Origin of the sequence: Brevibacillus sp. B_LB10_24 (assembly GCF_046036945.1) — a bacterium.
GTDB lineage: Bacteria > Bacillota > Bacilli > Brevibacillales > Brevibacillaceae > Brevibacillus_C.
This window is the reverse complement of sequence record NZ_JBJQOQ010000048.1, coordinates 20,006-34,002: the sequence shown is the minus strand read 5'-3', so window position 1 is coordinate 34,002 and position 13,997 is coordinate 20,006. Positions and strand designations below refer to the sequence as shown.

The window sequence follows — 13,997 nt, the reverse complement described above, 5'->3', positions numbered from 1 at the left end:
CATTTCCCTTTGCTTGATTGCGTATCCGGTTTTGAAGGAATAATCGATAGTAAAAGACAGAAGTCAGCGTAAGCTGGCTTTTTTTGTTTTTTTCTCTCAAAAGAGGAATAAACTGCTGGACAAGTAATCCGGCCGATAACACATACTAAAGCAAGCGAACAGCGGTAATTTGTCTATGATTATACAGGGAAGGGGGAGTGCGTTGTGGCATGGTGGCGAATCGATCGGACATCGAGTTTTGCACGTATCCTCTCCATTCTGCTTTTGGCCGGATTAACAGGCTGCACTGCCGCAGTACCTGCAACCCATGGGCATAGCTCAGTCCAACCGCTTGATACACTCCCTGTTGACGCATGGCGTGAAGAGAATTTACTTGCTTCGCCTGAACAGATACAGAAGATGAAGATTCCTGTTAAAGTAAAAGGCATTTATGTGACCGGGAGAAGTGCCGGGAACGGCAATTTTCAACGGTTACTCAATCTGGTAGCCCATTCGGAATTAAATGCAATGGTCATAGACGTAAAAGAGGATGCCGGGAGGATAACATACAATTCGGAGGTTCCCCTCGCAAAGGAGATCGGTGCAGACAAAACCAGATTTATTCCCGACATCGATCAATTGATCAGCACATTGCAAGAGCATCACATCTACCCGATTGCAAGAATTGTCTGTTTTAAGGATCCGCTTTTGGCAAGGAAAAGAACAGACTGGGCTATCCAGCGAAAAGAGGGCGGGTTATACCAGGACCGAAAAGGGGTTAACTGGATCGATCCTTACCGGACAGAAGTGTGGGAGTACAATATTGCTTTGGCAAAGGAAGCAGCGCGAAAGGGATTTAAAGAAATTCAATTTGATTACGTCAGGTTCCCGGCAGGAGGAAAGCAGATCGATCAGGAAGTCAAGTACTACAAACAGGAAAGTGCAACGAAACAACAGGTAATCGCAAATTTTTTGCGATACGCAAGGAAAGAGCTGGCTCCGTACCAGGTTTCCATATCTGCAGATGTTTTTGGACTGGTGCCGTCCGTATCAAATGATATGGGCATTGGGCAGAAGTGGGAGCTGATCTCCCCAGAGGTCGATGCGATCTGTCCGATGATGTACCCGTCCCATTATGCCAATGGAACCTACGGTTTGTCCCTCCCGGATGCAAAACCGTACGAGACCATTTATCGCGGTCTCGCCGATGGCCAGCAAAAAAATCAGGCAATATCCGCAAACGGCTTGAAGCCGGCCGTTATTCGTCCCTGGTATCAGGATTTTACAGCTACATGGGTAAAGGGACATATCCCCTATGGAGCAAGAGAAGTACAGGCCCAGATCAAAGCCGGAAAGGACAGAGGGGTTGACCAGTACCTGATCTGGGATGCCAAAAATACATACAGTAAAGCGGCCTGGGATCAGAACGGGCATGGGAAGTAAGGCTTCAACCGCTCCAAGCACAATCCAGCATACGGTGAATGTAGCCGGGGAATACCCTTTGGTGGATATCTAAAAAGCGGTCTACCAGATAGACCTCGGAGAGCGTATGGGAAAGGATCAGTTCCCCCCAAGACTCGGTCTCATATCGGCTCAACATACTTAACATGTACAGCAGCATGTAATGGACAGCCCATTTTGGCAGCGGAAAGGGTTCCTCACCGCTCCAAAAACAGAGCTCAGATTCCGCTTCGGCAAACAGCGGATGCTGATCCAGCAGACAGCCCTTGGCAGCGCTGACCCCTACCAACTTGGCATCTGCAGCAGAGGAACCTTCTGCCGGGAAAAAGCGGATCCCGGCAGGAGCGAGCCGATTCAAGAAATCCAAGAACGTTTCCAGGGAAAATCCCAACGTTCCCTGGGGAACAGAAGGAAACGCGAGTAATGATTGATTCTGACGTATGACCGACTGCCAAGAAGTATACCCCAGCACCAGCTTGCACTCTTCCCTCAGTTCGGGAACATAGGAAAAAAGCTGGGAGACGGAGTAGCGGTTCTGCAGCGGAAAATCCCCAATGATTTTAGCCAAATGGGAAAACAACCCTTCCTTTTGCGGCCGTATTTCGTCTGCAAGCAGTTGGTAGGGGCTTTTTTTCATTTTCCTGGTCGTTACGCCGTGCTGCAGCATCCGGCTCGTCCGCGGGTAATAGGGGTCGCGCGTTATCAGATAACCTTTCAGCAAATGAGTACAGCCGTAAAACAGCAGCGTTGGGCGGACGAGCAGGTCGCACTGGTCGGCTGCGTCGTAAAAAGCCCGTGCCTGCCTCCATGTATAGGAGAATCGGCTGCTTTGCTGAAAGGAAAGACGCTCCGGATGTTCTATTTTCATAGCATCATAGGATTTTATCAGGAATTTCCTGGCTGCAGGCTCCGTCTCCAGATATCGCAGCCAATCCCAGGGAGATGGCATAAATTGGCACCCACTTACACAGAATATTCGTTAAAATGGTAGTGCTTTCATTAATTAAGCGGAATATAATCGTATATTCTCCTAGGAAGCCGAACATTATAAGCATTCCTTGACAGTAAATTAAGTGGTTTGCTAAACTGGCGATAAAACATTTTTGGGCGAAAGGGGATAAACATTGTGTGGGAAAATAAGTTCGTCAAAGAGGGGCTTACATTTGACGATGTTTTGCTTATTCCGGGAAAATCTGAGATCCTTCCTCGCGAAGTAGAAGTAAAAACCGTTTTAAGCGAGTCGGTGAAGCTCAACATTCCGTTGATCAGCGCAGGAATGGATACGGTCACGGAGTCAGCACTGGCCATCGCTATTGCCCGCCAAGGCGGAATTGGCGTTATCCATAAAAACATGACGATTGAACAGCAGGCAAGTGAAGTAGACCGTGTGAAACGGTCGGAAAGCGGCGTTATTACCAATCCTTTTTCCCTCACCCCTGATCATCCGGTGGCAGACGCCGATGCATTGATGGGGAAATTCCGCATCTCCGGTGTCCCGATTGTCGATGAAGAAAATCACCTCGTCGGGATTCTGACCAACCGGGATCTTCGTTTCGTTCACGATTATTCCACCCCTATCCATCAAGTAATGACGAAGGACAACCTCGTGACGGCCTCGGTCGGAACGACACTGCAGCAGGCCGAAGAAATTTTGCAGCGGCATAAGATCGAAAAGCTGCCGCTGGTCGATGAAAACAATGTATTAAAAGGTCTTATCACGATCAAGGACATCGAAAAAGCCATTCAATATCCGAATGCTGCAAAGGACAAGCAGGGTCGACTGCTGTGCGGAGCAGCCGTTGGCGTATCCGCCGATACGTTTGAGCGGGCTGCGGCGCTGGTCGAAAAGGGCGTCGATTTGCTCGTAGTAGATACGGCTCACGGGCATTCCAAGGGAGTTTTGGAGACCGTGAAAAAGCTGCGGGCCAATTACCCCGACTTGACGATTGTCGCCGGCAACGTCGCCACGGGTGAAGCAACCCGGGATCTCATCGAAGCTGGCGCATCCGTCATCAAGGTAGGGATCGGACCAGGATCGATTTGTACGACACGCGTTGTTGCCGGGATCGGCGTGCCGCAAATCACGGCAGTATACGATTGTGCAACGGTTGCCCGCGAATACAATGTCCCGATTATCGCCGACGGCGGCATCAAGTACTCCGGAGATTTGCCGAAGGCCATTGGCGCCGGAGCCTCAGCGATCATGATCGGCAGCCTGTTTGCGGGAACAGAGGAAAGTCCCGGTGAATTTGAAATTTTCCAAGGCCGCCGATTCAAGGTATACCGCGGCATGGGGTCGATCGGGGCGATGAAAGCAGGAAGCAAAGACCGTTACTTCCAGGAAAATGAACAAAAGCTCGTGCCGGAAGGAATAGAGGGCCGTGTCCCCTACAAGGGTCCATTGGCAGATGTGGTTTTCCAATTGGTCGGCGGACTGCGGGCAGCAATGGGTTATTGCGGCACGAAAAACATTGAAGAGCTGCAAAACAATTCCCGATTCATCCGGATCACCGGTGCAGGGCTGCGCGAAAGCCATCCACACGATGTTCAAATTACCAAGGAAGCACCCAACTACTCTATTTCCTAATTACAGGGCAGAGAAACTCCCTTTTCATAGCAGCGAAAAGGGAGTTTTTTTAAGTTGGTTCGCCTTTTCAAGTTTTCTTTTTGGAAAAGCCCTGAAAGATGAAGTTGTTTATGGTAGACTAAAAGCTGTGTGCCAACTCAACACGTAAAGCAACCACGTAAATATGGGGAGAGTGATAGTATGATGCCGAGATGGATAAAGCGGCTGACGATTCTATTTTTTGCAATTTCGCTGTTCAGTACATCCTTGCTCGGGGCATCATCGCAAGCGAATGCAGCAGCCCAGGCACAAGCAAACCTTGATTTGGCGGTAAATTCAGCGATCCTCGTAGAAGCTTCTACTGGGAAAATTCTTTACAAAAAGAATGAGGATGTACCGTTGCCGCCGGCCAGCATGACCAAGATGATGACCGAGTACTTGGTCCTAGACGCAATCAAAAACAAGAAAATAAAGTGGACAGATGTTGTTCCTGTCAGTGACTACGCGTTTTTTATAGCCAAAATGAGCGATTCGTCAGGGGTATACCTCAACATGGGCGAGGAGCATACCGTACAAGAGCTGTACAAGGCCATGTCGATTGCCTCCGCCAATGACGCCACCGTCTTGCTGGCGGAAAAAGTGGGCGGCGATGAGCCTAATTTCGTCTCCATGATGAATAAAAAGGCCCAGGAATTAGGAATGAAAAGTACCTTTTTCGTAACCTCGTCCGGTTTGCCGGCCGATGAACTGGGAAAGTATACGCCGGCCAATTTTGACGGCAAGGACAATACCATGTCAGCTCGTGACGCAGCGATATTGGCACGGGCGCTGATCAAGGATTTTCCTGAAGCGCTGGAGATCTCCAAAATCCCGCGCTTTGTATTCCGCGAAGGAAAGCCGAATGCAACGCCAAGAGCCAATTACAACTGGATGCTCCCCAGTTTGCCGAATGAGTACCCGGGAGTCGACGGGTTGAAAACAGGGCATACTGATCAGGCTGGCTACTGTTTTACCGGAACGGCAACCCGTGACGGCATGCGATTAATCAGCGTCGTAATGGGAGCCGAAAGCATGACATCGCGGTTTAATGAGACGAAAAAGCTGTTTGATTACGGCTTCAGCAACTATAAGCTGACGAAGCAAGTGGATCAGGGGGCTGCCATCACAGGTTTCGAAACAGCTCCTGTAAAAAAAGGAGTCGACGTTACGGTTCCAGCAGTGACAGGCAGTGTCGTCTCTGTGATTACGAAGCCGGGGGACAACGTGAAGTTCACGCCGACTGTCACGTTTAACGACTTGACTGCCCCTGTTCAGAAGGGACAGGTTATCGGAAAAGTGATGTTCAAGGCAGAAGGAGATGCAGAGGGCGACTATCTGCAGCCTGATGATCTAAAGAATGCCGGCGTAGATCTGGTGGCTGGAGAGGATGTCGAACAAGGAAGCTGGATCCGCCTGTTTTTCAGAAGCATCATTCAGTTTATCGGTAACCTATTTAATGGGATTATTGGAAAATAAATAAGAAAAAAGCAGGTTGTCTATCATATGAAGCATCGTTTAAAATAGGGACAAGTTTCTAATATATTCCATCCATGGGCAGGAGGCTTGTCATATGGTTGAAGTAGGGACAGATCGGGTTAAACGGGGAATGGCAGAAATGCAGAAGGGCGGCGTCATTATGGATGTCGTCAACGCAGAGCAGGCAAAAATCGCGGAAGCGGCTGGTGCTGTTGCAGTTATGGCTTTGGAAAGGGTTCCCTCGGATATTCGCGCAGCCGGCGGAGTCGCCCGCATGGCTGATCTCGGCATCGTCGAAGAGGTTTTAAAGGCGGTTTCCATTCCGGTCATGGCCAAGGCGCGGATTGGTCATTTTGTAGAGGCACGGGTTCTGGAATCGATGGGCGTCGATTACCTCGACGAGAGCGAAGTGCTGACGCCGGCGGACGATCTGTACCACATCAACAAAAAAGAATTTACCGTTCCTTTCGTCTGCGGCGCTCGCGATCTGGGCGAGGCACTGCGGCGCATCGGCGAAGGGGCTTCGATGATCCGCACCAAAGGCGAGCCGGGAACGGGCAATATCGTAGAAGCCGTTCGTCACATGCGGACAATGCAATCGCAGATTCGCAAGGTTCAAAGTATGTCGTATGACGAGTTGATGGCGGAAGCCAAAACGCTTGGCGCTCCCTATGACTTGTTGGAGTACGTGCACAAAAACGGCAAGCTGCCAGTGGTAAACTTTGCTGCCGGCGGAGTTGCCACACCGTCTGACGCCGCTTTGATGATGCATCTTGGCGCTGACGGGGTATTTGTCGGCTCCGGTATTTTCAAATCGGAGAACCCTGAGAAATTTGCCCGGGCGATTGTGGAAGCAACTACTCACTACACGGATTACGAATTGATAGCCCGCGTTTCCAAAGGGCTGGGCACGCCGATGACAGGCATCGAGATTTCCAAGATTGGCGACGCAGACCGCATGCAGGATCGCGGCTGGTAAGGTGAAATGGCGATGAAAATTGGCGTTCTTGCCCTGCAGGGAGCAGTAGCCGAACACATCCGCATGCTGAACCAGGCGGGTGCAGAAGCGGTTGCGGTAAAAAAGGCAGAAGAACTGCGTGATCTGGACGGCTTGGTCATCCCCGGCGGAGAAAGCACCGCGATCGGGAAAATGATGCGAAAATACGGATTTATGGAGGCACTGCAGCCGTTCGCCGCAGAGAAAAAGCCCATCTTTGGAACCTGTGCCGGAGCGATTTTATTGGCGAAGGAAATTGTCGGCCAGGAAGAGGCCTACCTCAGGTTCATGGATACGACGGTAGAACGAAACGCGTACGGCCGACAGAAGGACAGCTTTGAAGTCTCCCTGCCGATTGCCGGCGTGGCACCCGATTTTCCCGCCGTGTTTATTCGGGCGCCTTATATCGTGGAAGTACGAGGTGCGGGACAAGTCCTGGCCAAATACGATAACAAGATCGTAGCTGCCCGGGAAGGACAGTTTTTGGCAGCGGCGTTTCATCCGGAGCTGACCGAGGACAGCCGTTTTCACAAGTACTTCCTGGACATGGTCAAAGAATACCGCGAGGACAAGGCACCTGTATAAGGTGCCTTTTTTGCGCTTTACACCCGTATAGATTTTGGTGTAAATTTAAATAATAATAGGGAAGAAAGCTTCGACGGGAACAAGTACTCTGTATTGATTGGTGCAGAGAGGCGGTGGCAGGTGCAAACCGTCCCAACAAACAGACGAATCCATCCCAGAGCGGCAAGGGAGATAACCTTGCCCGGCAGCGTGCCGTTATCACGTAAAAGAGGGTAAGTTGTCTGACGGATTTGAAGCGGACAATTTGCCAATAAGGGTGGCAACGCGGGTCCACACTCGTCCCTTAGCGGGAGCGGGTGTTTTTTTATGTTTGTATATAGCGATGGAGGGATATGTCATGTTAGATCCGAAGATTTTGCGACAGGATTTAGAAGGGGTCAGACGAAAGTTGGCCAATCGAAACGAAGATATTTCCGCTCTTGACCAATTTGCTGAAACAGATGAAAAACGCCGACAAGTCATCCAAGAAGCGGAAACCTTAAAAAATAAACGAAACACCGTATCGGAACAAGTCGCAGTACTGAAACGGAATAAGGAAAATGCCGACCATCTGATCGCGGAAATGAAGCAGGTAAACGACAGGATCAAGGAACTGGATGAAGAGCTTCGGCAGCTGGATGAGAAAGTGACGGAGATTCTTCTCAGTCTGCCAAACCTGCCGCATGAATCCACCCCGGTAGGCCAAACGGAGGAGGAAAATGTCGTCGTCAGAAAATGGGGCGAGCCAAAGCAGTATGATTTCCCGGTAAAGCCGCATTGGGAGCTGGCCAACGATTTGGGTATTCTCGATTTTGAATCGGCGGCGAAAGTGACCGGAAGCCGCTTTGTCTTTTACAAAAAGGCGGGTGCACGTTTGGAACGGGCCTTGATGAACTTCATGCTGGATTTGCATGTGAGCCAGCACGGCTATGAAGAAATTATCCCGCCATACATCGTGAACCGGACGAGCATGACCGGGACAGGCCAACTGCCTAAATTTGAAGAGGATGCCTTTCGCTTGGACGGCCCGGACTATTTCCTCATTCCGACCGCGGAAGTGCCGGTTACTAACATGCATCGTGACGAGATCCTGGACGGTGCCAGCCTGCCCCGGTACTATGCCGCGTTCAGCGCGTGTTTCCGCTCAGAGGCGGGTTCTGCAGGCCGTGACACTCGCGGGTTAATCCGTCAGCATCAATTCAACAAGGTAGAGCTGGTCAAGTTTGTGAAGCCGGAAGATTCCTATGAGGAATTGGAAAAGCTGGTGGCCAACGCGGAAAAAGTCCTGCAGCTGCTGGACCTGCCCTACCAGGTCCTGAGCATGTGCACAGGCGATCTCGGCTTTACCGCCGCGAAAAAATACGATCTTGAGGTATGGATTCCCAGCTCCAATTGCTACCGGGAAATTTCGTCCTGTTCCAATTTTGAAGATTTCCAGGCGCGGCGGGCCAATATCCGCTTCCGCCGGGACGCCAAGTCCAAGCCCGAGTTTGTTCACACGTTAAATGGCTCAGGCCTGGCCCTCGGCCGGACTGTCGCGGCCATCATCGAAAATTACCAGCAAGCAGACGGAAGCATTCTGATTCCCGAGGCGATTCGCCCGTATATGGGCGGGCTGGAAAGGATCGCCCCGTAAAAAAAGAAATATGCAGGCGGGAAGGCGCAGGCTCGAGTCTGCGCTTTTTCCCATTTGCAAAAAAGGCTAATCCCAAATATAATAAAGTGTAGGTGTTTTTTGTCCCCGTAGCTCAGTTGGATAGAGCGACAGTTTCCTAAACTGTGCGTCGGAGGTTCGAGTCCTCTCGGGGGCACCATTCTATCGATGTTGACAAATCAATACGCTTGGGGTGCTGGAATTGGCCGGCTGAGATTGTATCCCAATAAGATACTGACCCTTTAAACCTGATCTGGGTAATGCCAGCGTAGGGAAACCTATTTTGACACTTCTTTGTGCGTCCAACACGCGCTCCCGATCAGGGGGCGTTTTTTTATGTTCGCATCGCAGCATCAGGGGAGGAAGAGAAGATGAACTTGGGTAAGTGGAAATACGCCGTTTTGACGGGGTTAGCGATTTTTAGCCTGGCTGGCTGCGGCGGTCAAGGTCAGGAAGCGGGAGAACAAGGACATGCATCGGAAGGGCAAAGCGGAGCCGCACCCGTGCAGATAAAAATTGCCTTGGATTGGTCGCCAAATACGAACCACACAGGGCTTTACGCCGCCAAAGATCAGGGGTACTACCAACAAGAAGGGTTGAACGCGGAGATTGTCCAGCCGGGAGCAGGCGGCGCGGAGGCGATGGTCGCATCCGGTGACGCCGACTTTGCCGTCAGTTACCAGGAGGTCGTCTCCCAGGCCCGTACCCAGGGGGTGCCAATCGTCTCGATCGCAGCAGTCATTCAGCACAACACGTCCGGTTTTGCCTCTCCCGCGTTTAAAAATATCAAAACGCCGAAGGATTTTGAGGGCAAGACGTATGGCGGTTACGGTTCCCCGACGGAACTTGCCTTGCTTCAATCCGTCATGCAGTTTGACCATGCAGATGCCGGGAAAGTCAAGATCGTCAACACGGGGGAAGGAGATTTCTTTACTTCGATGAAACGGGATATTGATTTTGCCCTGATCTACTACGGATGGACCGGGATCGAAGCAGAGCTTCGCAAGGAACCGCTGAACATCGTCTACTTGAATCAGTACTCTGACAGCCTTGACTTTTATACTCCGGTATTGATCACCAGCGAAAAGATGATCAAGGAAAAACCGGAAATCGTCAAAGCATTTATGGCCGCCACCTCCAAAGGATATCAATACGCGATTGAAAAGCCGGAAGAGGCTGCACAGATTTTACTAAAAGCTGCCCCCGATCTGGATAAGGATCTGGTCGTTGCTAGTCAAAAATGGTTGAGTTCCCGCTACCAGGATGATGCACCGCGTTGGGGAGAACAGAAAAAGTCAGTATGGGAAAATTATGCAAAATGGATGTATGAGCATCATTTGTTGGAGAAGCCGTTAGAAGTAGATACGGCCTTCACTAATGAGTTTCTCCCGGACGGAAAATAAACAAAACAGGGAGACAAAAGCAATGCTGAACAGAACGTGGCTTCAAAAGTTATGGCCGCCGGCCGCGGCGATCCTATTCCTGTTGACGGTCTGGCAGCTGGCTGTCACCATATGGCCGGTTCCCGCCTGGATGCTGCCGAGTCCGCTGCAAATCCTCTCCGAGGGTGTGAGCAGCATGCCGAGGATATGGATGCATACGGCCTTTACCATTCGGATGACACTTATCGGGTATGTCGTGGGGGCAATCGTTGGATTTGTACTATCGTTCGTTTTACACATGCTGCCGCGGCTCAAAACGGCTTTTTATCCCTTGTTGATTTTGAGCCAAAACATCCCGATTATCGCTTTGGCGCCGCTGTTGATGATCTGGTTTGGTTTCGGGCTGCTCCCGAAGATCATCGTCATCACACTGGTCTGCTTTTTTCCCATTGCTGTCGCGACCCTGGATGGCTTTGCCCAAACGGATCCGGTGATGCTGAATTACATGAAGATGATCGGTGCCAGCCGGCGGCAGATTTTTTTCAAACTGGAGCTGCCCCATGCCATTCCGTACCTGTTCTCCGGGTTAAAGATCTCTGCGACATACAGCGTGATGGGTGCCGTCATTTCGGAGTGGCTCGGTTCGGATAAGGGGATCGGGGTCTACATGCTGCTTGCCAAATCCGGATTTCGCACGGACCGGGTCTTTGTAGCGATTTTTATGATCGTATTTTTAAGCCTGCTGTTATTTGGGTTCATCATCCTTTTGGAGAGATTGTGTACCAGGTGGAAGCCGAAGGTGTAGGCTGCGACGGGGGGGTAAAGCGTAACAATGGACTGCCAATTGAAACTCCGAAACCTTGCCAAAACGTTTCGAAGCAACGGAACGGAAAGAAAGGTGCTCGACAATATTACCTTGACGGTAAAAAAAGGCCAGTTTGTCTCGATCGTCGGCCCCTCCGGGAGCGGAAAGAGTACGCTGTTTCACATCATTGGCGGATTGATTCGGCCTACGTCAGGGCAGGTGTTCATGGACGGAAAAGACGTGACCGGGACAAAGGGACTGATCAGCTACATGCCGCAGCAGCCGGCGCTGTTTCCATGGCGAACGATCGTCGACAACGCCATATTGGCCAGAGAGGTAGCGGGACTGCCCCGGCGGGAGTCGATCGAAATGGCGAGAGAGTGGCTGGGCAAAGTCGGACTGCAGGGGTATGAACAAGCTTACCCCCATGTTTTGTCAGGCGGCATGCAGCAGCGAGTCGCTTTCTTGCGGGCGCTCCTGAGTCCACAGGAGTACATGTGCCTGGACGAGCCATTTGGCTCGCTGGACGCGCTGACGCGGTATGACATGCAAAAGTGGCTGACGAGCATTTGGGAGACTCAGAAGCGCTCGGTGCTGTTTGTGACCCACAGTATCGAAGAGGCGTTGTTCCTGTCGGATACGATCTACGTATTCTCCAATAAGCCGACAACTGTGCTGAAAGAAATAACCGTTCCTTTTCCCCGTCCGCGCGAGGAAGAGGTGATGGGAATTCCGGTTTTTCACGAGTTGAAGCGGGAGATTTACCAGCTGCTAAAACGAGAGCAGGGGCGTTTGGCAGAGTCGAGCGGGACGAAGGAGGAGATTTCTCATGCTGCGCCATATTGATGCCCATATTCATTTGGACAAGTATGAATCGGGTATCCAGCATGCCATGCTCAGTGAACTGGAGGATTGCGGCATACTGGGTGTCGTTGCCGTTTCGATGAATCTGGCGTCCTGCCGGGATAACCACAGGCTGCAGCTTCGATTCCCCCGGCAGGTCTTTCCCGCTTACGGGTTTCACCCCGAACAGGAGCTGATCGCCGAGGAGGAACTGGATCAGTTGTTTGCGTGGATTCGGGCGCACCAGGATGGGATGGCGGCAGTAGGGGAAGTGGGATTGCCGTATTACGAGCGAAAACAGGCGGAAGCTGAGGGCAGGGGCTTTGAGCTTGACCCCTATATCAGACTGTTGGACCGGTTTATCGCGCTTGCCGCCGAACTGAAAAAACCGGTTGTGCTTCATGCTGTGTATGAAGACGCCAAAACCGCCTGTGACCTGCTGGAGAAGCACAACGTCCGAAATGCCCATTTTCACTGGTTTAAAGGGGACGAAGAGACGGTCAGACGGATGGCGCAAAACGGGTATTACGTATCGTTTACACCTGATATCGCGTACGAAGCAGAAATTCGGGAACTGGCGGCTAGGTATCCGCTGGAGCAAATGATGGCCGAAACAGATGGCCCCTGGCCATTTGAAGGGCCGTTTCAAGGCCGGCAGACACATCCCCGGATGATTTCTTCTGTCGTTGGGGAAATAGCCGGCATCAAAGGCATATCGGAAAAAGCCGCGGCGGAAACGATTTTGCAAAATACTAAGCGGTTTTATCACATATGACGCAAATCACAACAGACCACACCGGGAACGAGGGACGGTGTGGTCTGTTCTAGCTATGTCAGGTTGTAGACGGAACACGGATTTGGAACACGGCTCCGCCTTTTTGCCGGTTGCAGGCTTCGATTTCACCTCCGCACCGTTCAATTATTGCGCGGGAAATAGCCAAGCCCAGTCCGGTTTCGCCGTCCTTGCCCTTGACGAATCGGTGAAATAATCGGGGCAGCACACTCTCTGCTATCCCTTCGCCATCATCGGCGACCTCTATCACGATTTCCTTCTTCGCAGACATTACGTTGATGGTGATGATCCTCTTCCCATGGCGAATGGCGTTGCTCACGACATTGAGCAGGGCCTGCAGCAGCTTATCCTGGTCGATTCGAACAAGCATTGGCGTTTGTTCGCCGGGGACAAAGGCCGCTCTGATTTCCAACCCCTTTTTTTCTGCGAGCGGCTTTAATCGCTCGATTGTTTGGAGGATAACGTGTTGTATGGGAATTTCCGAAAAGTGGAATATATCTTCTTCGCTCTCAAGCTTGGCCAATAGGGTCATTTCCGTGACGATCCTTTTTAATCGTTTGCTTTCATGGATGATCACTTCCAGACCCTGTTGTGCTTGATTGTCCGTAAATACGCCGTCGCGAATCCCTTCCGCGTATCCCTGGATCGACATGAGCGGTGTTTTCAATTCATGGGATGCGTTTTGAAAAAATTCTTTTTGCGTGCGAATGTACTTGTCGAGTTCGCTGGCCAATTGGGAAACCCCTTTTGCCACTTCCCCGATTTCACCGCCTGTTTTTACCAGCTCTACTTCGTGAAAGCGGCGCTCCTGTACCTTCTTAAGCTCTTCCTTCAGCTTTATCAGTGGTGTAACCAGTTTTTTAGTAATGATCACACTTAGCAGCCATGCAGCCACTCCCCCCAGGACCAGTATCAGGAGAATGCGTTTTAACAACGCCAGCTGCATCTCTTTTACGGCTCGATACGAAGTGGCCAGAATCATTTGGCTCGTCATGTTGTTCGTGCTCTGTGTTATCGTTTCAACGATATACTTATCCTCGTTGTTGGTGCCATTCCACAATTCTTTCTCGGTCTCTTTATTGTTCTTTACATTTTGTACCCACTGTGCAGTCGTACTAGGAGAAAGTGTAGAGTAAAGTACAAGCTCCTTCGCTTCTGTCTTGATGCTGGGTTGGGTTGGCTGGATCAGAACAATATCCATCGGAGCCACTAGGCTGACTGGTCGGGCATTTGTAACAGGGAGCGCCTGTATAGGTGAAGTGCTTACCCTCTCTTTATTTAGCTGCTGCAAAAAAGCACTGCCCTGCTCCTTCATCGTCATGCGCTGATTTTCCACCAAACTGTCCATCATCAAAGAGTTTGTCAGGACTGCAGTAACGCCAATGACGAACAAGAGAAGGACGGCAAAGGCGAGATTGAGTTGATGAAGCAGTTTCAT

General features: G+C 51.0%; 12 protein-coding genes, 1 tRNA gene, 1 riboswitch and 1 other annotated feature. Of the genes, 11 read left to right on the top strand and 2 right to left on the bottom strand.

All coding sequences use genetic code 11. The features are described 5' to 3' along the window. The first annotated feature begins 204 nt into the window (after window positions 1-204). A complete protein-coding gene (locus tag ACI7RC_RS26005; protein WP_408111073.1) occupies window positions 205-1,422 on the top strand; it encodes a putative glycoside hydrolase in 1,218 nt (405 codons plus the stop codon). 4 nt (window positions 1,423-1,426) lie between these two features. On the opposite strand, the gene ACI7RC_RS26000 is transcribed toward ACI7RC_RS26005, so the two are convergent. Continuing rightward, window positions 1,427-2,389 (bottom strand): YaaC family protein, encoded by a 963-nt coding sequence (locus ACI7RC_RS26000; RefSeq protein ID WP_408111072.1) that lies wholly within the window; start codon window positions 2,387-2,389, stop codon window positions 1,427-1,429. A gap of 177 nt (window positions 2,390-2,566) precedes the next feature. Here ACI7RC_RS26000 and guaB point away from each other — a divergent pair, with 177 nt between their 5' ends. From guaB to ACI7RC_RS25950, 10 genes are all read left to right on the top strand, one after another. Then, window positions 2,567-4,027 (top strand): IMP dehydrogenase, encoded by a 1,461-nt coding sequence (gene guaB / locus ACI7RC_RS25995; RefSeq protein WP_408111071.1) that lies wholly within the window; start codon window positions 2,567-2,569, stop codon window positions 4,025-4,027. A gap of 180 nt (window positions 4,028-4,207) precedes the next feature. Further along, window positions 4,208-5,521 carry a D-alanyl-D-alanine carboxypeptidase family protein gene (locus ACI7RC_RS25990; protein ID WP_408111070.1) on the top strand — a complete coding sequence of 438 codons (1,314 nt, stop codon included), beginning with the start codon at window positions 4,208-4,210 and terminating at the stop codon, window positions 5,519-5,521. Between the two features lie 94 nt (window positions 5,522-5,615). Continuing rightward, a complete protein-coding gene (gene pdxS, locus ACI7RC_RS25985) occupies window positions 5,616-6,500 on the top strand; it encodes a pyridoxal 5'-phosphate synthase lyase subunit PdxS (protein WP_408111069.1) in 885 nt (294 codons plus the stop codon). Between the two features lie 12 nt (window positions 6,501-6,512). After that, window positions 6,513-7,103 carry a pyridoxal 5'-phosphate synthase glutaminase subunit PdxT gene (gene pdxT / locus ACI7RC_RS25980; RefSeq protein ID WP_408111068.1) on the top strand — a complete coding sequence of 197 codons (591 nt, stop codon included), beginning with the start codon at window positions 6,513-6,515 and terminating at the stop codon, window positions 7,101-7,103. Window positions 7,104-7,164: 61 nt separating this feature from the next. Next, window positions 7,165-7,390, top strand: a binding site (T-box leader). Window positions 7,391-7,440: 50 nt separating this feature from the next. After that, complete coding sequence (serS, locus tag ACI7RC_RS25975) at window positions 7,441-8,718, top strand: serine--tRNA ligase (protein WP_408111067.1); 1,278 nt, start codon at window positions 7,441-7,443, stop codon at window positions 8,716-8,718. Window positions 8,719-8,819: 101 nt separating this feature from the next. After that, window positions 8,820-8,896, top strand: a tRNA-Arg gene (locus ACI7RC_RS25970). A 19-nt stretch (window positions 8,897-8,915) separates the two neighbouring features. Then, window positions 8,916-9,028: riboswitch (TPP riboswitch) on the top strand. A 79-nt stretch (window positions 9,029-9,107) separates the two neighbouring features. Then, window positions 9,108-10,139 (top strand): ABC transporter substrate-binding protein, encoded by a 1,032-nt coding sequence (locus ACI7RC_RS25965; protein WP_408111066.1) that lies wholly within the window; start codon window positions 9,108-9,110, stop codon window positions 10,137-10,139. A gap of 22 nt (window positions 10,140-10,161) precedes the next feature. Further along, window positions 10,162-10,923: an ABC transporter permease gene (locus tag ACI7RC_RS25960; protein WP_408111065.1), complete on the top strand. Its 762-nt coding sequence runs from the start codon at window positions 10,162-10,164 to the stop codon at window positions 10,921-10,923. A gap of 27 nt (window positions 10,924-10,950) precedes the next feature. Next, window positions 10,951-11,769, top strand: a complete 819-nt coding sequence (locus tag ACI7RC_RS25955) for an ABC transporter ATP-binding protein (RefSeq protein ID WP_408111064.1) — start codon at window positions 10,951-10,953, stop codon at window positions 11,767-11,769. Then, complete coding sequence (locus tag ACI7RC_RS25950) at window positions 11,753-12,541, top strand: TatD family hydrolase (RefSeq protein ID WP_408111063.1); 789 nt, start codon at window positions 11,753-11,755, stop codon at window positions 12,539-12,541. The genes ACI7RC_RS25955 and ACI7RC_RS25950 overlap by 17 nt, the downstream gene beginning before the upstream one ends. A gap of 58 nt (window positions 12,542-12,599) precedes the next feature. Here ACI7RC_RS25950 and ACI7RC_RS25945 read toward each other — a convergent pair whose 3' ends face one another. Next, the gene (locus ACI7RC_RS25945) at window positions 12,600-13,997 is read right to left on the bottom strand and encodes a sensor histidine kinase (RefSeq protein ID WP_408111062.1); all 1,398 of its coding nucleotides are present in this window, start codon (window positions 13,995-13,997) and stop codon (window positions 12,600-12,602) included.